The organism is Leucobacter celer subsp. astrifaciens, from assembly GCF_001273835.1.
Taxonomy (GTDB): domain Bacteria; phylum Actinomycetota; class Actinomycetes; order Actinomycetales; family Microbacteriaceae; genus Leucobacter; species Leucobacter celer.
The window spans coordinates 1-18723 of record NZ_JHEI01000136.1 but is presented as its reverse complement, the minus strand read 5'-3'; the positions used below and the strand labels follow the sequence as shown (position 1 = coordinate 18723).

Annotated in this window: 15 protein-coding genes; 8 read left to right on the top strand and 7 right to left on the bottom strand. The window is 69.8% G+C overall.

Annotated features, from left to right (window positions below; genetic code table 11):
- Positions 1-28 precede the first annotated feature (28 nt).
- From AMS65_RS08220 to AMS65_RS08185, 8 genes are all read left to right on the top strand, one after another.
- Entirely contained in the window at positions 29-517 is a 489-nt protein-coding gene (locus tag AMS65_RS08220; protein ID WP_053383699.1) for a type III secretion system chaperone family protein, read from the top strand.
- A gap of 72 nt (positions 518-589) precedes the next feature.
- Positions 590-2479 carry an HSP90 family protein gene (locus AMS65_RS08215; protein WP_053383698.1) on the top strand — a complete coding sequence of 630 codons (1890 nt, stop codon included), beginning with the start codon at positions 590-592 and terminating at the stop codon, positions 2477-2479.
- Positions 2476-4419, top strand: coding sequence for a hypothetical protein (locus AMS65_RS08210; RefSeq protein WP_053383697.1), 1944 nt, complete (start codon positions 2476-2478; stop codon positions 4417-4419). Before AMS65_RS08215 ends, AMS65_RS08210 begins: the two co-directional genes overlap by 4 nt.
- A gap of 199 nt (positions 4420-4618) precedes the next feature.
- On the top strand, positions 4619-5269 hold the full coding sequence (locus AMS65_RS20755) for an HPr family phosphocarrier protein (RefSeq protein ID WP_394324724.1): 651 nt from the start codon (positions 4619-4621) through the stop codon (positions 5267-5269).
- Positions 5270-5290: 21 nt separating this feature from the next.
- Entirely contained in the window at positions 5291-6949 is a 1659-nt protein-coding gene (ptsP, locus tag AMS65_RS08200) for a phosphoenolpyruvate--protein phosphotransferase (RefSeq protein WP_053383696.1), read from the top strand.
- A 15-nt stretch (positions 6950-6964) separates the two neighbouring features.
- Positions 6965-8473 (top strand): PTS mannitol transporter subunit IICB, encoded by a 1509-nt coding sequence (locus AMS65_RS08195; protein ID WP_394324723.1) that lies wholly within the window; start codon positions 6965-6967, stop codon positions 8471-8473.
- The gene (locus tag AMS65_RS08190) at positions 8470-8907 is read left to right on the top strand and encodes a PTS sugar transporter subunit IIA (RefSeq protein WP_053383694.1); all 438 of its coding nucleotides are present in this window, start codon (positions 8470-8472) and stop codon (positions 8905-8907) included. Before AMS65_RS08195 ends, AMS65_RS08190 begins: the two co-directional genes overlap by 4 nt.
- A complete protein-coding gene (locus tag AMS65_RS08185; protein WP_053383693.1) occupies positions 8904-10064 on the top strand; it encodes a mannitol-1-phosphate 5-dehydrogenase in 1161 nt (386 codons plus the stop codon). The genes AMS65_RS08190 and AMS65_RS08185 overlap by 4 nt, the downstream gene beginning before the upstream one ends.
- Before the next feature lie 94 nt (positions 10065-10158).
- Here AMS65_RS08185 and AMS65_RS08180 read toward each other — a convergent pair whose 3' ends face one another.
- The 7 genes from AMS65_RS08180 to AMS65_RS08150 are packed head-to-tail and all read right to left on the bottom strand — an operon-like array spanning position 10159 to position 18499.
- Positions 10159-12075 (bottom strand): BglG family transcription antiterminator, encoded by a 1917-nt coding sequence (locus AMS65_RS08180; protein ID WP_053383692.1) that lies wholly within the window; start codon positions 12073-12075, stop codon positions 10159-10161.
- A gap of 10 nt (positions 12076-12085) precedes the next feature.
- Complete coding sequence (gene mnhG / locus AMS65_RS08175; protein ID WP_053383691.1) at positions 12086-12460, bottom strand: monovalent cation/H(+) antiporter subunit G; 375 nt, start codon at positions 12458-12460, stop codon at positions 12086-12088.
- Positions 12453-12755 (bottom strand): monovalent cation/H+ antiporter complex subunit F, encoded by a 303-nt coding sequence (locus tag AMS65_RS08170; protein WP_241489384.1) that lies wholly within the window; start codon positions 12753-12755, stop codon positions 12453-12455. The genes mnhG and AMS65_RS08170 overlap by 8 nt, the downstream gene beginning before the upstream one ends.
- Positions 12756-12763: 8 nt before the next feature.
- A complete protein-coding gene (locus AMS65_RS08165; protein WP_053383689.1) occupies positions 12764-13324 on the bottom strand; it encodes a Na+/H+ antiporter subunit E in 561 nt (186 codons plus the stop codon).
- Positions 13321-15003, bottom strand: a complete 1683-nt coding sequence (locus AMS65_RS08160; protein ID WP_053383688.1) for a Na+/H+ antiporter subunit D — start codon at positions 15001-15003, stop codon at positions 13321-13323. The genes AMS65_RS08165 and AMS65_RS08160 overlap by 4 nt, the downstream gene beginning before the upstream one ends.
- On the bottom strand, positions 15000-15623 hold the full coding sequence (locus AMS65_RS08155; protein ID WP_075200920.1) for a Na(+)/H(+) antiporter subunit C: 624 nt from the start codon (positions 15621-15623) through the stop codon (positions 15000-15002). The genes AMS65_RS08160 and AMS65_RS08155 overlap by 4 nt, the downstream gene beginning before the upstream one ends.
- A complete protein-coding gene (locus AMS65_RS08150) occupies positions 15620-18499 on the bottom strand; it encodes a Na+/H+ antiporter subunit A (protein ID WP_241489383.1) in 2880 nt (959 codons plus the stop codon). Before AMS65_RS08150 ends, AMS65_RS08155 begins: the two co-directional genes overlap by 4 nt.
- Positions 18500-18723 lie beyond the last annotated feature (224 nt).

Sequence of the window (18723 nt, the reverse complement as noted above, 5' to 3'; positions counted from 1 at the left end):
GAACGCACCGCACGAAAGGACACACCCCATGGGATTCTTCACGAAGGACGACGGGCCGACGTCGAGCGCACCAGGTGCTCTCGCGCCGCTTTCGAAGGACCGCATCAAGACCGCGCTCGAGAGCGCGGGCTGGTCGTACAACGTCGACTCCGACGGCGATATCGGCGGAGGCTGGGAGTACGGCTCCTTCTACTTCTTCGTCAACGGCAACAGCGACGAACTGCTGTGCGTACGCGGCTTCTGGCGCGGCCGCCTCGAGAGCGACGACTACGGGCGAGCGCTCGAGACCTGCAACATCTGGAACGCCGACAAGCTGTGGCCCAAGACCTACGTCGGGCGCGACGACGAGGGCATGGTGCGCATCAACACCGAGCACAACGTCGACTACGAGCACGGCATCACCGACGAGCAGCTCATGCAGCACCTCGTCTGCGTCGTCAACACCAGCATGGCCTTCTTCGAGCACATCAACGAGCAGTTCCCCGAGGCCTGGGAGAAGTACCGGCCGGTGGAGTGAACCGACGGTGGCGCGCTGCTCCCGCGCGCCACCGCCCGCACCCCGCCTACGCCGCCGATTCACAGGAGCCACGTGTCCGAACGATTCCAAGTCGATCTCGCCGGCATGGTCGACCTGCTCTCGCGTCATCTCTACTCCGGCCCGCAGGTGTACCTGCGAGAGCTCATCCAGAACGCGGTCGACGCCGTCACCGCGCGGCTCGAGCTCGATCCACGGGCCGCGGCGACGATCCGGTTGAGCACCGACGTCGATCCCGATGGTGATGCGACGCTGAGCGTCAGCGACACGGGCGTCGGCCTCACGGCGACCGAAGCCGCGGAGCTGCTCGCCACGATCGGCCGATCCTCGAAACGGGACCCCGCACTCGGGCTCGGCCGCACCGAGTTCATCGGCCAGTTCGGCATCGGCCTGCTCGCGGCGTTCATGGTCGCCGACCGCATCGAGGTCCGGTCGCGCTCGGCTCGCGACGACGCCCCCGCGATCCTCTGGGAGGGCCGCGCCGACGGCACCTTCGAGGTCTCGGAGGATCCGGATCCCGCCGCGCCGGTCGGCACGACGGTCACGCTCACCGCCAGACGCGACGCCGCGCACTGGCTCGAGAACGGCACGGTGCTCGAACTGGCACGGGAGTACGGATCCCTGCTGCCGTTCGACATCGCGGTGCGCGTGCCCGTCGCCGGATCCGCTCCGCTCTGGCGGCGCATCACCGAGCCCCAGCTGCCCTGGCGCGCGGAGCACCCCTCCGACGACGCCCGCGACCGTGCGCTCGCCGAGTACTGCGAGCGCACCCTCGGTTTCACCCCGCTCACGCACATCGACCTCGATCTTCCGGTGGCCGGTCTGAGCGGGGTGGCGTTCGTGCTGCCGCAGGCGGTGTCACCCGGTTCGGGCCAGCATCGCGTCTACACGAAGCGCATGCTGCTCGGCCCCCGCGTCGACCGCGTGCTGCCCGAGTGGGCATTCTTCACCAGGGCCGTGCTCGACACCGAGACGCTCTCCCCCACGGCCTCTCGAGAGCAGCTGCACGAGGACGAGGTGCTGCTGGGCGTGCGCGAGGCACTCGGCGAACAGCTGAAGCGCTGGGCGCTCGACACGCTGCGCCGTCCCGGCCCGCTCGCCGGTGCCGTGCTCGAAACGCACCATCTCGCGCTGCGCGCACTCGCACTCACCGACGGCGACATGCTCGAACTCGTCGCCGAGGTGCTGCCCTTCGAAACCACCGACGGTCCGCTGACGCTGGCTCAGGCGGCGCGCAGCACCGATGCCGACAGCACCGATGCCGAACGCACCGATGCCGACAGCACCGAGATCGTCTACACGACCACCACCGAGGCCTACCGACGCGTCGCGGCCGTGGCCCGCGCGCAGGGACTCGTCGTCGTGAACGCGGGCTACGTCTACGATGCCGACATCATGCAGCGGCTCGCCGGGCGGCACGGCTGGCGGGCGCGCGAGCTGCAGAGCTCCGACCTCGTGCACGTGCTGGGCGCGGTCGACGTCGGCCGCGAGATGGAGGTCGCCGCCGCGCTCGGCCGCGCGCGCGAGGTGCTCGCCGCCGACGACTGCGACGCGATCGTGCGCACCTTCTCCCCCGACTCGGTTCCCGCGATCCTGCTGCGCGACTCCGAGGGAGAGCACCGGCGCGAGCTGGATCGCGAGCGCGCCGCCTCGCCCGATCTGTGGGGCGGACTGCTCGACGCCTTCGCCGAGCGCGGCACAGCCCGCACCCGCACCCTCGTGCTCAATGATGAGGCCCCGGTGGTCCGCCGGCTGCTCGCCGCACCTCTCGGAGAGGTGTTCGACGCCGGGCTGCGCTCCCTGTATCTCTCCGCGGTGATGCTCGCCGGCGAGGGCCTGCGCTCGGCCGAGTCGATAGCCCTCTCCGATGCCCTGAGCGTGCTGCTCGACGCGTCACTCACATCCGCCGGAACCGAGCATCCCCCTCAGGAGGACACCCCGTGAACGCTGCAGTCGAACGCGAACTCCGGGATATCCGGAACATGCCCTACGGAGTCGCCCGTATCTCCGCCGCCGAGGCGGTGAGCCGCCGGATCGAGGCCGAGGGCCCGCGGGAGAAGCTCGCCGAGGCGCTGCTCGACCTCGTCGAGGCCTACACCTTCTCGGACGAGGGGGCGAAGGCCTTCGTCGTCTTCGCCCGCCTGCTGCGCCTCTGGGACGAGAGTCCCGAGCTCTTCGACGAGGGCGACGAGCGCAACCTCTTCTGGGAGTTCAAGTGGATCGCGGGAGATCTCCCGGACTACCCGCAGATCACGCTGTCGCAGGCCGAGTCCCTGCTCTCGGATATGCAGCGCCGCTTCGAGCTCGCGGGACACGGGCTGTCATCGGTGCGGATGAGCCGGTTCCGCTGGCTCTGGCACACCGGCCGGCCCGCGGCCGAGACCGCTCGCATCGAGTGGATCACCGGCCTGCGCGACGAGTTCGAGGACTGCCGCGCCTGCACCATCGGACAGCAGGTGGACTACCTCTCGGAGAGCGGCCGCCACGCCGAGGCCGTCGAACTGGCGCTGACGCAGGACGCCTCCTGCAATCTCGAACCCGCGCGCACCCGCTACGCGCTGGCACTCTCGGCGCTGCTCGTCGGCGATCCGGTGCTCGCGCAGACCTCCCTCATGGAGGCCGTGGCCAGCGACGACGGCGACACGAGCGATTTCGCGCCGGCGCGCGGGCAGGGCTTCGAGATGCTTGCGCTGGGCGGGCAACTCGAACAGGCGCTCCGCCGGCTGCGCAACGACTACCCGGGCCTGCTGCGCCGGGCGTCCACGCCGCTCTTCCGCCTGCGCTTCCTGCTGGGCGTGCTCTCGGGCCTCTCGGCGAACTCCGACAGGGGCGAGCTGACGACCGGCCTGCACGAGCCGGAGTGGCGCACGGTGCGCGAGCTGCACGGCTGGGTGCACGCCGAGGCCGCTGCTCTCGCTTCGCAGTTCGACGCCCGCAACGGCAACGCCCACTACTCGGAACGGGTGTCCCGTGCGCTGGCCGCGAGACGCGCACCGCTGCCCCTGCCGACCACCGCCGTCCCGTCGACGCCGGGCGGCGCGAGCGTCGAGACCGTCCCCGCCGCCGCGCCGGCAGACCGACGGGCCGAGCGCCCGGCTACCGGGCCGGCCACGGCCGTGGAGCTCTTCCAGCGGGCCGAGGCGATCGCCGCCGAACGCGACTATCACGGTGCCGGAGCCGCCTATCTCGAGGCCGCCCGAGCGTCGGAAGCCGAGGGGCTGATCGCAGAGGCGGGTCTCGCATACGCCGAAGCTGCGCAGTGCTCCTCGGTCTCCGACGATGACGCGTCGGCTCACGAACGGTTCGGCCTGGCGGTTCCGCGGCTCATGGCGGGCGAGGCCGACCCCGAGGTGCGAGTCGCCGTGCTCGCAGCGTGGGCGCCCATCGCTGCCCGCATGGCCGACTCCGGCGCCCAGATCACCGCGACGGCCGCCGAGCTCGACGGCTGCGCGGAGTTCGACGGCACCGGGCTCAGCGACGAGCTCGCAGAACGTCGACGACACGACTGGAGAGGCAGGCGCGCGACCCTGCGCGACACGCTCGCCCGTTCGATCGCCGCGGCCGATCCGACCGATCTCGTCGGCGAGCTCGAAGCGCTCGGTTCCGAGCGGGCCTCCGCGGAAGCGCTGACCGCAGCAGAGGAGTTCGCCGCGATCGGCCGTATCTCCGACGCGGCGCACGCATTCTGGCTCGCCGGCCGTGTGCAGCGCGACTCCGGTGATGTCGCCGCCTCCCTGTGGTCGCTCGAATCGGCCTTCGAGGGCTTCACCGTCGCGAGACAGCAGGCCGAGCGCACCCGGGTGGCCGGCGAGCTCATCGAGCTGCTGCGCGATACCGGCCAGCCCGACCGGGCCGACGAGATCACCGCCCAGCTCACGAGCTGAGGGCTGCGCGGCCTCTCCGTTCCGCGCCCCGCGCCTCACCCCGCCTCGCGCCTGCTGCTCTCCCCGCATCGCGCCCCTCCGAGCCGCGTTCCTCGCCGCGCTCAGCGCGCTTTCCGCACCCGCGGAAAGGACCTTATTGGCGCGCCCTGAAAAGCCCGAGCACAATGAGGAGAGATCGACAACGGCAAAGGAGCTGATCGTGAAGCAGGTGGTGCTCGTGTGCGGCGCTGGCGCCTCCAGCCAGTTCATCGTGCAGCGGATCCGCTCGATCGCGGATCTCCCCTTCTCCCTCGCGGCAGCGGCCCTCGATCTCCTGCCGGGCGAACCCGATCTCATTTACCTCGGCCCGCACCTCTCCTCGGCCGTCGCCGAACTGCGGCAGCGCTACCCCGCTGCCCGGATCGCCGTGATGTCGTCCGAGGAGTACGCCGATCGCAGCGGCGAGCTCCCCTACCGCCGGCTTCTGCTCGAGCTCGGCGGCCCGGATCCGGTCGCGTCCGCGACCCCGCCGGCCCCGGCCGTGCAGGCCGTTCCCGAGCATCCTGTCCCCACCGATCCATCCATACAGACGGAGAACCCCATCATGCCCGAACGCACTGTCATCGTCCGCTCCGCACACGGTCTCCACGCGCGCCCCGCGGCGCTCTTCACCCAGGCCGTCGCCGCGACGGGCGCCGCCGTGACGATCCGGAAGTCAGGCGGAGACCCCGTCGACGCCGCGAGCATCCTCAGCGTGCTCTCCCAGGGGATCAACCACGGCGACGAGGTCGTACTGGCCGTCGCGGACGGCGAGGAGGCGGTGCTCGACGAACTCGTGCGCCTGCTCGAGACCGACCACGACGAGTCATAACCCCGATTCGAGGATGACGTCATGAAGATCACAGGCACCGGGATCGGCACGAGGATCGCGATCGGCCCGATCGTGCGCATGCCCGACCCGCTCCCCGACCCGCCGTCCGGCCCCAGCTCCCTGGGCGCCGATGCAGAGCTCGCCCGCGCCGAGCACTCGCTCTCCGCCGTCGCGGAGGAACTCACCGAGCGGGGTGCTCAGGCCGGCGGCCAGGCCCAGGAGGTACTGCTCGCGCAGGCCCAGATGGCCGCCGATCCAGCACTCGGATCCGACATCGAGAAGCGCCTGCAGACCGGGATCACCGCCGAGCGCGCGGTGTTCGAGGCTTTCGCCGCCTTCCGCGAGCTGCTCGCGGGCATGGGCGGCTACATGGCCGAGCGCGCCACCGACCTCGACGACATCTCGCAGCGCGTCAGGGCTCACCTGCAGGAACTGCCGCCGCCCGGCGTCCCCTCCCCCGATTTCCCGTTCGTGCTGCTGGCGACCGACCTGGCACCGGCCGACACCGCGCTGCTCGACCTGGACAAGGTGCTGGGGCTCGTGACCGTCGAGGGAGGCCCCACCTCGCACACCGCGATCCTCGCGCGGGAGAAGGCGATCCCTGCCCTCGTGGGCGCCCGCGACGCCGCGCAGCTGCGCGATGGGCAGCGCGTGATCCTCGACGCCGCTCGCGACGCGCTCATCGTCGGACCGCACGAGGCGCAACTGCTCGACGCCGAGCAGCGCATCGCCGCGGCGGCGCGGCGCATCACGGCGGCGCTCTCGCACGGGGCGCTCGCCGACGGAACACCGGTCCCCCTGCTCGCGAATCTGGGCTCGCCCGAGGGCATCGCGAAGGCCGTGGAGCAGGGCGCCGAGGGCGTGGGACTGTTCCGCACGGAGTTCATGTTCCTCGACGCGACGCGGGCTCCCTCCGTGGCCGAGCAGCAGGAGCAGTACCGCACGCTGCTCGCCGGCTTCCCCGGCAAGAAGGTCGTGGTGCGCCTGCTCGACGCCGGAGCCGACAAGCCGCTGTCGTTCCTCAACGACGCGCCGGAGGAGAATCCTGCGCTCGGCGTGCGGGGCCTGCGCGCGTTGCGGGCGCACGAGAACGTGCTGCGCGATCAGCTCACCGCCCTCGCGGCGGCCGACGCCGAGACGGATGCCGATCTCTGGGTCATGGCCCCGATGGTCGCAACCGTGGAGGAGACCGCCTACTTCACCGGGCTCGCCCATGAGATGGGCATCAAGACCGCCGGCGTCATGATCGAGGTGCCGTCGGCGGCGCTGCTGGCCCGGCGGGTGCTGCGGGTCGCCGATTTCGGCTCCATCGGCACGAACGACCTGACGCAGTACGCGATGGCGGCCGACCGTCTGCTCGGCGCGGTGTCCCACCTGCAGAGCCCGTGGCACCCCGCGGTGCTGAAGCTCGTGTCCATGGTGGGCAAGGCCGGCCAGACCGTCGGCAAGCCCATCGGCATCTGCGGCGAGGCGGCCGCGGATCCCCTGCTCGCCGTCGTTCTCGTGGGTCTCGGCGCCACGAGCCTCTCGATGTCCCCCAGCGCGCTCGCCGAGGTCCGCGCAGAACTCGCGAACCACACCCTGGCCGGAGCTCAGACGCTCGCGCGGCTCGCGCTCGATACCAGCGACGCGGATGAGGCGAAGGCCGCCGTCCGATCCGCAATCTCTCACACACAGTAAGTAAGGATGACGACCATGACGACAACGACGACGTCTCAGCGGGGCGGGGCACGGGTAGCCGTGCAGCGCTTCGGCACGTTCCTCTCCGGCATGATCATGCCGAACATCGCGGCATTCATCGCGTGGGGCTTCATCACCGCGCTCTTCATCCCCGTCGGGTGGATGGGCGCGGAGAGCCCGGTCCCGGCCTGGCGCTGGGACGGCAGCGCACTGCTCGAGGGCCTGGTCGGCCCCATGATCACCTATCTGCTGCCCCTGCTCATCGCCAACACGGCCGGACGCATGGTCTACGACGCGCGCGGCGGGGTGGTGGCGACGATCGCAACGATGGGCGTCATCGTCGGCACCGACATCCCCATGTTCCTCGGCGCGATGATCATGGGCCCGGTCGCGGCCTGGCTCATGAAGCAGGTCGACCGCATCTGGGAGGGCAAGATCAAGGCCGGCTTCGAGATGCTGGTCAACAACTTCTCGGCGGGCATCCTCGGCATGCTGCTCGCGATCGCCGGCTTCTTCGCCTTCGGCCCGATCTTCAGCGCCATCTCGCAGGCGCTCGGCACGGCCGTCGACTGGCTCTTCAACCTCGGCCTGCTGCCGGCGCTCTCGCTCATCGTCGAGCCCGCGAAGGTGCTGTTCCTGAACAACGCCATCAACCACGGAGTGTTCACCCCGATCGGCACGCAGCAGGCGATCGAGACCGGCAAGTCGATCCTCTTCCTCGTCGAGGCGAACCCCGGCCCGGGCCTCGGGATCCTGCTCGCCTTCATGTTCTTCGGCGTCGGAATGGCGAAGGCCTCGGCTCCGGGGGCCGCGATCATCCACTTCTTCGGCGGCATCCACGAGATCTACTTCCCGTACGTGCTCATGAAGCCCGCGATCATCATCGCGGCCATCGCTGGCGGCGCGACCGGTGTCGCCACGAACGCGCTCTTCGGCAGCGGTCTGCGGGCGCCGGCCGCACCGGGATCGATCATCGCGGTGCTGCTGCAGACCGCGAGCGACAGCTACGTGGGAGTCGTGCTGTCCGTGGTGCTGTCGACCACCGTCTCCTTCGTCATCGCCTCCATCATCCTGCGTGCGTCGCGCAAGCGGGACCTGGAGACCGCGGACGCGGGCGACCTGAGCCGGGCGGTCGCGCAGACCGAGGCGAACAAGGGCAAGTCGAGCGACGTGCTGTCGACGCTGGGAGAGACCTCCGCTCCGACGGCCGTCGCCACCCGCATCGAGACGATCATCTTCGCCTGCGACGCCGGTATGGGATCGAGCGCGATGGGTGCCACCGTGCTGCGCGGCAAGCTGAAGGCCGCAGGCGTCGAGGGCGTCGAAGTCACCAACCGGGCCATCGCGAACCTCCAGCCGGGCGACGCGGAGATCGTCATCACGCATCAGGATCTGACCGACCGGGCGCGGGATCGGATTCCCGGCGCTCACCACGTCTCAGTCGACAACTTCATGTCCAGCCCTCGCTACGATGAGGTGCTCGAAACCGTGAAACGCAGCAATGGAGGAGAGGAAGCACGATGACCGAGATCCTGGAGCGGCGCAACGTCATAGCGGCGGGTACGGCGAACGATCGCGACACGGCGATCCGCGAGGCGGGCGGGCTGCTGCGCGACGCGGGGGCCGTCACCGATGCCTACGTCGCGGCGATGCTGGAGCGCGAAGCGTCGGTGTCGACCTTCATGGGCAACTTCCTGGCGATCCCGCACGGCACCAATGAGGCGAAGGACGCCATCGTGCGCTCGGCGCTCTCGTTCGTGCGCTACGCCGATCCGATCGACTGGGACGGCCAGGAGGTGCGCTTCGTGGTGGGGATCGCCGGGCGCGATAACGAGCACCTCGACATCCTCTCGAAGATCGCGATGATCTTCTCCGACGCGGCCGCGGTCGACCGGCTGCTCGCGCTGCCCGATGCCGACGCGCTCTACGCCGAGCTGTCGAACGTGAACGCCGCATGACCGTACGAAAGGCGGTGCACTTCGGGGCCGGCAACATCGGTCGCGGCTTCGTGGGCTTCCTGCTGGGCCGCGCGGGCTACGAACTCGTCTTCGCAGACGTCAACGCCGCGCTCATCGACGAGCTGGCCTCGTCGACGGGCTACCGCGTGCACGAGGTCGGCGAAGCGTCGATCAGCCACGAGGTCACGGGGTATCGCGCCCTCAACAGCGCCGCGGATCCCGAAGCGGTGGTGCACGAGATCGCGACGGCCGACGCCGTGACCACGGCCGTCGGCCCGAACATCCTGAGATTCATCGCGCCGCTCATCGTCGCCGGGCTCCGGGCGCGCTCGTCCGGGGCTCCGCGCCTGCACGTCATGGCCTGCGAGAACGCGATCGGCGCGACCGGGATGCTCGTCGGCGAGATGCGGGCGCTCGTCTCCGAGGAGGAGTGGCCGGAGCTCGCGGCCGGGGCGGTCTTCGCGAACACGGCCGTCGACCGGATCGTACCCGGCCAGAGTCCGGACGCCGGGCTCGACGTCACCGTCGAGAGCTACTTCGAGTGGGCGATCGAGTCGGAACCGTTCGGTGAGGAGCGACCCGAGATCCCCGGGGTCACCTGGGTCGAGGATCTGGCGCCGTACATCGAGCGGAAGCTGTTCACCGTGAACACGGGGCACGCGACGACCGCCTACCTCGGCCGGGCCGCCGGGCACACCGGGATCGCCGAGTCGCTCGCGGACCCGGAGGTGCACGCGCGCGTGCTCGCGGTGCTCCGCGAGACGAAGGAGATGCTCGTGCGAGTCCACGGCTTCGACCCCGAGGCCCAGGAGGCGTATCTGCAGAGGATCCTGGAGCGCTTCGCCAATCCGGGGATCACGGACACGGTGCAGCGCGTCGGCCGGCAGCCCCTGCGCAAGCTCTCGCGCCACGAGCGATTCATCGAGCCCGCGGAGAGGCTTGCCGGTTTCGGCGTCGAGCCCGTCGCTCTGCTCGACGCTATCGGCGCGCTGCTCGAGTTCGATGTGCCGGAGGACCCCGAGAGCGTCGAGCTGCAGCAGATGCTCGCCTCCCGCTCCCCCGAGGAGTTCGTGCGCGAGGTCGCAGGAGTCGACGCCGAGTCGCCGCTGCAGGCGCCGCTCGTGCGGGTGGTCGGCGCGTCGCAGCAGGCGGCCTGACGGGCACCGCCGCCGCTGGTCGAGCAAGCGAGGCGAGTCGAGGCCAGTCTCGACTCGCCTCGCTCGCGCGCTCGCTCGACCAGCGGCGCCCTAGCTAGGTCTCCTCCATGAAGACGGTGAGCTGTTCGACCAGGCTGTCGAAGTCGGTGACGGTGCGCAGCAGCAGCTGCACCCTCCCGGGCTCGGAGAACACCGCGACGAGCTGGTTGAAGACGCCCTGGAAGAGCCTGCGGTCCTCCTTGGAGAACGCGATCTGGCAGACGAGCTGCACACCCGAGTCGTTCCATCGGATCGGTTCGTCGTTCAGCACGATCGCGATGGCGGTCTGGGTCGCGTCCATCGTCATCGCGTGCGGCATCGCCACCGACTCCGAGAACACCGTCGACGACAGCCGCTCGCGTTCGAGCGCCCCCGCGATGTAGCTCTCGTCCACCACCCCGGCCTCGGTCATGACCGCGCCGAGCCTCGTGATGACCTCCGTCGCGTTCCCGGCGCTCTCGAGGTTGCGGAAGAACATCTCGGGGCGCAGGTACTGCAGCAGCCTCGTCCGGGTGTGCTCGCGCAGCCGGCGTTGCCGGATGGTGCGGATCATCCGGCGTACGCGTTCCACGTCGCTCTCGGCGAAGAACGGCTGGATCAGCAGCACCGACTCCTGGTAGCGCGACGGCGGCACCGTCGTCACGACGAGCTCGGTGTCGAGTCGCTCCCAGTCCACGTCGCTGCCGGACACCACTGCGGTCACTTCGAGCTCCGCTCCCAGCGCGTCCTCCAGACGATCGCGCAGCAGCTGATGCATCCCGTAGTAGTTCGGGCACACGAGCGTGCAGCTGACCGGCCGCTCCCCCGCGGCGTGCCGCTCCAGGTGCGAGCCGACGTGCAGCGCGATGTAGGCGATCTCGTCATCGTCGAAGGAGACGTCGTAGGCGCGCTGCAGCCCGCTGGCGATGTACACGGAGAGGTCGTACACCACCGGGTAGCCCGACTTGATGGTGTTGGTGATCGGGTTGTACTGCACCTCGCGATCCCGAGAGCGCGCGAGCACGTTGCCGACGTGGGTCGTGAGCCGCGACAGGAACTCCTCGTCGTCGAGCGAGACCGAGTAGTTCTCCGCTGCAGTGGCGACGATCTCGCGCACGGTTAGCGCGACATCGGCTGCCACGAGCCCCTCCTGCCGCTGGGAGCGGGCGAACGCGGGTGTGGCGGCGCGCGTGCTCAGCGCAACGGTCGCCTGGACCAGCTCCGCTTCGGGCACGCGCAGTCCGAGGTGCCGTTCGAAGAGAGCGCCGAGGATCTGAGACAGCAGCTGCTCGTGCGGCTCGAGCCAGTCGCGCACCGGCGCTTCGAGCTCGCAGCCGGCGAGGATGCGGGATCCCGCGATCGCGAACTCGAGCAGCACATCGGGGAGTGAGAGCTCGTTCACCTGGAAGCCGTTCGCGTCGAGCGCCTCCGAGAGCTCGCGGCTCAGCGCCGACAGGCCCGGTGCGTCGAACGCCTCGGCGATCCGCGCGAGATCCAAGAAGCCCGAGGTGTGCGACTCCCGGTGCAGCCGCGCGATCAGGCGCCGCCGGTCGTTCTCGCTGCCGCGGGGCACGAGCAGCCCGCCGGAGCGCGCGAGTTCCAGGTCGTGCTCGGCGAACAGCGCACGCAGCACCGGCAGGTCGAGTTCGATCGTCGCGTCGCTGACGTAGCAGCGCTCCGCGAGCTCGTAGACCGTGCACCCCTCCGGTGCCTCGAGCAGCGCGTGCGCGAGTTGCGGGATCCGCTCGGGTCGCTGCGGCGCGTCGTCCTTCCGCAGCGGCAGCTCGGTGTAGCGGGCCATGTCGAGCCGGTAGCCGTGCTCGGAGGAGACGATCAGCTCGTCGCCGTAGGCCTGTTTGAGCGCCGCGACGTAGTTTCGCACGCTGCGCGTGCTCACGCCGAGCGTGTCTGCGATCTCCGACGCGCTCACCCAGTCGTCGCGTCCGGCGAGCCGGCGCATCAGCCTGACGTGCTTCTCCGTGATCGCGGTCACGAGACGGCCTCTACTGCTTCAGCTCGTTCGCCCGCTCGATGGCGGGGCCGAGTTCGTCGACCACCAGTGTTCCGGTGTCGAGCTGCCCGGTGCGGTACGCGGCTCGACCGACCATGTGCGCCGCCACCGGAGCGGTGAGCGACTGGAACACGAACACCGGCACGAGCGCGAGCAGGGTGGCGACGGACCTCTGGTCGAGCGCGATCGCCGCGATCACGAGCAGCAGCCCGAAGATCTGCGGTTTGGTGGCCGCGTGCAACCGGCTCAGCGCGTCCGGGAAGCGCAGCAGCCCGACCCCTGCCGCGACCGACAGCACGGCGGCGAGGAAGACGCACACCATGGCCGCGAGATCCATGATCTGCTCGAGGAGTGCCGTATCAGACATGCCCGGCCCCCTTCGTGGGTTCCTGAATGGTCGGTTGCTCGGCACGGCGCTTCACGAACCGCGCCACCACGATCGTCGCGAAGGTCGCGGTCGCCGCGATCACGGTCATGAGCGGGATCGTATCGGTGTGACCGCGCACCACCATGTCGATGCCCACGGCGAGCATGAGCGTCGTCAGCAGCACGTCCGAGGCGATCATGCGGTCGAGGATCGTCGGCCCCCGCACGATCCGCACGATCGCCGCGAGCGCCGTCGCCGTGAGACCCACGCCGGCCGCGATCGCGAGTGCCGTCATCACCGCGCTCATCTCAACCCCCTGATCTCCTGCTTCGAACCGACGGTGAGCACCAGCAGACGCTCGATCCGGCGCACCTCTCGGCGCATCGAGGTGATCTCGCGCTGGGTCGGCGTGTTCAGCACGTGCAGGTACAGGATCGAGCTGAAACGATCGACCTCGGCGACGAGCGATCCCGGGATCAGGGAGATCGTGAGCCCCACCATCGTCAGGATGAAGTCGTTCCGGGTGCGCAGTCGGATCGAGATGATCGACGTCGGCGGCGGCGGCCCGGGCCGCACCGCGAGCCAGGCCACCTGCCAGGACGCGACGGCGAGGTGCCAGAAGAAGTAGCCCAGGTAGAGCAGGGCGTACCAGGGGTGGAAGCGGCCGGCGAGCTCCACCGGCGGCAGGTAGAAGACGCGCATGACGACGATCGCGACGACGAAGCCGCTCGCGAGCGACAGCGGCGATATCTCGTGCCACAGCATCATCCACAGCAGCACGAGTCCGATGAGCAGCGGCAGCTCGTGCAACCGCACCCACCATTCGACCCGGCGCGCGGCGCGCGGCGCCTCCGCCCGGATCACGGCGCACCCTCCTCGGGTCGTGTGTCCCCGCTGCCGCCGCCCAGCTGACCGGGGGTGTCGCCGAGCACCAGCTGAGCCATCTCGCCCGGCGCCGCCATGTCTTCGCCCGCACGATCGGCATAGGCGTACAGGGGGCCGGCGAACACCGTCAGCGCGACGCTCACGGTCACCATGCCGGCGGTGGCCGCGATCATGAGGCGCGGGATCTCCTTCTGCTCCTGCGTCGGCCGCGCATCCGGGGCGTCGTGCAGCCGCTCGAAGAGCGCCTCCTCGCGCTGGCGCAGCACCGTCGCCTCGGCGCTCGGCTTGGCCTCCGCCGTCGGCTTCGGCAGCGCGCCGGTTTCGACGGGCGGCTCCGGTCGCTTCCGCGGCCGCCAGAAGGCCAGCACCCAGGCGCGCGCGAGCGCGTAGAGCGTGAGCAGCGACACGAGCGCCCCCACCCCGATCAGCCAATACGCGCCCGGCGTCGCGAGGTCCGCGGCGACGGTGAACAGCCCGACCTTGCCGATGAAGCCCGAGAACGGAGGGATTCCTCCGAGATTGAGCATGGGGATGAAGAAGAGCACCGCGATCACGGGCGCACTGCGCAGCATGCCGCCGAGCCCGGAGATCGAGGTCGTGCCGCCCTGCCGTTCGAGCAGTCCCACCGCGAGGAACAGCGTCGTCTGCACGATGATGTGGTGCGCGATGTAGTAGATCGTGGCCGCGAACCCCGCGGCGTTCGCCATGGCGATGCCGAAGATCATGTAGCCGATGTGGCTGATGAGGGTGAACGAGAGCAGACGTTTGATGTCGAGTTGCGAGACCGCGCCGAGGATGCCCACGATGAGTGTGAGCCCGGCCACCACCATCAGCACGCCGTCGACGCTCGAATTCGGGAACAGCAGCGTCTGACTGCGGATGATGGCGTACACGCCCACCTTCGTCAGCAGACCCGCGAACACCGCCGTGACGGGAGCCGGCGCTGTCGGATAGGAGTCGGGCAGCCAGAACGAGAGCGGGAACACGGCGGCTTTGATCCCGAACGCGATGAGCAGCGCCAGGTTGAGCAGCAGCTGTATCTCGCTGGGCAGTTCGGCGATGCGCACCGTGAGCTGCGCCATGTTGACCGTACCGGTCGCCCCGTAGATGAGTGCGATGGCGGCGAGGAACAGCACCGAGGAGACCAGCGACACGATGACGTACGTCACGCCGGCCCGGATGCGCTGCACGGTACCGCCCAGGGTGATGAGCACGTAGCTCGCCACGAGCAGGATCTCGAAGCCGACGTACAGGTTGAAGAGGTCGCCGGCGATGAACGCGTTGAATACGCCGGCGCCCAGCACCAGGTAGGTCGGGTAGTAGATCGAGACCGGGGTGTCCTCGTCGCCGTCGGCGAGGCCCTGGCCGATCGAGAACAGGAAGACGCCCAGCAGCACGATCGAGGAGACCACCAGCATGAGCGCGGAGACCCGGTCCACGACGAGCGCGATTCCGAACGGTGCGGCCCAGCCGCCCACCTCCATGACGAGCGTGCCCTGCGCGTCCACGAGCCACATCAGCACACCGCTCAGCACGAGCACGAAGCTCAGCGCGACGAGCGTGATGCCCTGCTGGAGCTTGCGGTGCCCGGGCACGGCGAGCGCCAGGGCCGAACCCGCGAGCGGGATCAGCACCACGAGGGGGACGAGGGCGATCATCGGGCTCCCTCCCCTGCAGTGGAATCGGCGGCCCCTGCGGGCCGATCGGCGTTCTCGCGGAGGCGCTCACGCGCTGCGCCGTCCCGGGTCTCGGTGGCGTGCTGCTCGTCGGCGTCGTCGTGGTCGATGCCGTCTTGATCGGCGCCATCGTGATCGGCGCCATCGTGATCGGCGCCATCGTGATCGTCCGCGTCGTTGTCGTCGGAGAACTCCGGCGCCTCGGCCAGATCCTCGTCCGTGACCTCGACCGTGGTGAGCGCCTCCGTGGAGGCGATCTCGAGATCCGCCTCGTCGTCCTGCACCGTATCGTCCATGTCATGAGCCAGGCGCCACGATCGGTAGATCAGCGCGAGCAGGAACGCGCTCACACCGAAGGTGATCACGATGGCGGTGAGGATGAAGGCCTGAGGCAGCGGGTCGCTCATCTCCTCCGCGGATCCCTCGCCCACGATGGGTGCGAGGCCGAAGGAGCCGGACATGAGGAAGATCAGCAGATTCGTCGCGTTGCCGACCATCAGGAAGCCGAGCAGCACCCGCGTCAGGGTTCGGTCGAGCATGAGATAGACGCCGCAGGCGTAGAGCACCACCATGGCGGCGACGAGTACGAGAGGCATGGTCATCGGGCGCCCACCTCCTCTTCCTCGAAGGCGGCGACTTCGGCCTCCTCGTGTTCGTCGATCTCGGCGCCGAGACTGCGCAGAACGTCGAGGATCAGACCGAACACCACGAGGTACACGCCGATGTCGAAGAGCGTCGAGGTGACGAGCGGCAGGGTGCCGAAGGGGCCGAGGTCGACGTCGACCCAGGCCGAGGCCAGCGCGGCCTGCCCGAACAGCATCGGCAGCAGCGCCATGGAGACCGCGAGAGCCAGGCCGACCCCGAGGATCCGGCCGGCGTCGAGCGGCACTGTCGCTCCGAGCTCGTAACGTCCGCCCGCGAGGTAGCGCGCGACCAGGGCGAGGCCCGCGACGAGTCCGCCGGCGAAGCCTCCGCCAGGCGTGTTGTGGCCGGTGAGCAGCAGGTAGATCGACAGGATGATGAGCGCGTGGAAGAGCAGCCTCACCACGACCTCGAGCAGGATCGAGCGCCGGGCGGGGTTGAGGTGGCGCCCCGCGAGCAGCCAGGAGACGCGGGTCGCCGAGTCGTCGGGGTCGGCGATGCGCAGCAGGTGCTCACGGGCCTGCGATCGCGCGTCGCGACGGCTGATCTTCGGCCGGAGGTCGGCGCGGGTGCTGAGGAACACGAGCGACGCGACACCCGTCGCGGCCGCCAGGATCACCGAGAGCTCGCCCATCGTGTCCCAGCCGCGGATGTCGACCAGCATCACGTTCACCGCGTTCGTGCCGTGGCCGCCGGAGTAGGCGAGACCCGGGATCTGCAGGGAGATCGGCTCCGCGATGCGGGAGCCGAGCGCGACCACGGCGAACGCGCCGATCACGAGCCCCACCGCGGACCCGATGAGCATCCGACCCCAGCGCACCTTGCGGCTCGGCCGGCTGCCGAGACGCTGCGGGAGACGGCGGATCACCAGCACGAACGCGATGAGCGTGACGGTCTCGACGAGGGCCTGGGTCAGCGCCAGGTCGGGGGCGCCGTGCATCGCGAAGATCGCCGCCATGCCGTACCCGGTCACGCCGACGAGCACCACGGCCTGGAATCGAGTGCGCGCGCGGAGCGAGAAGATCGCGGCCACGATCATGATGATCGCGATGGGCAGCTGCACCGGCGAGCTGATGAGCTCGAACTCGTCGGGCCACTCACCGGTCACGAGCAGCGTTCCGCCGAGCGCTGCGACCACCACGATGAGGATCACCGCGAGGTAGAAGGGCAGCGATCCGCGCTGCGTGAGCGAGGTGACCTTCACGGCCAGGCTGTCGACCCAGTGGGTCACGACCCAGTAGGCGTGCGAGGCCGAGAACCGCTCGGGAAGCGCCGGGAGCTGGCTCCTGCTGCGCGAGAGCAGGACGGCGAACAGCACGCCGAACGCGATCACCGCGGCCGAAGCGCCGAGCGCCGGGGTGAGGCCGTGCCACAGCGCCAGGTGCTCCGGGTGTGCGCCCGGCACGGTCGCCTGCAGCACCGGATCGACGGCCGAGGACAGGAGTCCGCCGGCGAGCGTCGCCAGCACGAACGCGGCGGGAGCGACGTAGATCCCCCAGCTCGGCCGGTGGATGACGGCGCACTCGACGGTATCGGGCTTATCGGCGAAGGCCCCCCACAGGAAGCGGCCCATGTAGGCCACGGTCAGCACGCTCCCGAGCACCGCGACGCCGAACGCGACGTAGCCGAGGGGCTCGTCCGCGCCGATGCGGAGCAGCTCGGTGAATGCCGATTCCTTCGCGACGAAACCCACGAACGGGGGGATGCCGGCCATCGAGAGCGCGGCCCCCGCCGTGATGACGGCGAGCACCGGCATGCGCCGGCCGACGCCGCACAGTTTGCGCAGGTCGCGCGTGCCCGTGGAGTGGTCGATGATGCCCACCGCGAGGAACAACGGCGCCTTGGCGAGGGCGTGCGCGAGGAGCAGCGCGAGTCCCGCGAACGACGCGCGGGGGTCGGCCACGCCGAACACCATGACCAGCAGCCCGAGCTGGCTGACCGTGCCGTGCGCGACGATGAGCTTGATGTCGAACTGCTTGAGCGCGCGGATGCCGCCGTTGAGCATCGTGACGGCACCCAGCACCACCAGCGTCTCCCGGTAGCCGGCGACATCGCCGAACCCTGGGCCGATGCGGGCGATGAGGTACACCCCGGCCTTCACCATCGCAGCGGCGTGGAGGTAGGCGCTGACCGGAGTGGGGGCGGCCATCGCGCCGGGCAGCCAGAAGTGGAACGGGAAGATGGCCGACTTCGAGAGCGCGCCCGCCAGTACCAGGAAGACCGCGACGGTCGCGACCGGTCCCTGCGGGGGGTTCGCGATGATTTCGGAGAGCAGCGAGGTGCCGGTCTGCTGGGCGAGGAGCACGAAGCCGACCAGCATGGCCAGACCGCCGAGGGTCGTCACCATGAGCGCCTGCAGGGCGGCCGCGTTCGCGGTGCGCAGGCGTGTGACGTGCCCGATCAGCAGGAAGGAGAAGACCGTGGTCCCCTCCCAGAAGATGAAGAGCAGGTACAGGTCATCCGCGAGCACCAGTCCGAGCATGGAGGTCGCGAAGCCCATGAAGACGGCGGCGAAGCGGGCCAGGCCGGCTTCTCCGTCATCGAAGTAGTTCCTGCAGTAGAGCAGCACCAGTGCACCGGCGCCGGTGACCAGCAGCGCGAAGAGCGCGGAGACGGCGTCGAGGCGCAGGGAGAGGGTCATGCCGAGCTGCGGGATCCATTCGACGGACTCCGTCAGCACCTCCCCGGAGAAGACCGGCTGGGCGAGCCAGAGGAGCATCACGAAGGCTGCAGTCATCAGCAGCGCCAGCGCGATGAAGGTGCGGCGTCCGAAGCGTTGCACGATGGGGTGGATCAGGATGGCGCTCAGAGCGAGAACGAGCAGCATGCTCATCATCGCTCCCATAGGCAGCCCGCTTTCGTCTGTCCGGCCATGTGCTGTTCTCCGCGTCGATTCTATCGGAAACGCGTCTGTGAAACCTGCACGGCGGCGGGGCCGGGCGCGGCGTCCGCTCCCCTGCGCGCGGGCGCCGAAAACGGCGCGGAAATGGAAGAAGCCCCGAGACGCTCACCTGCGATGGTGAGCCTCTCGGGGCTTCTGAAAAGGTGTCCGGCGGTGTC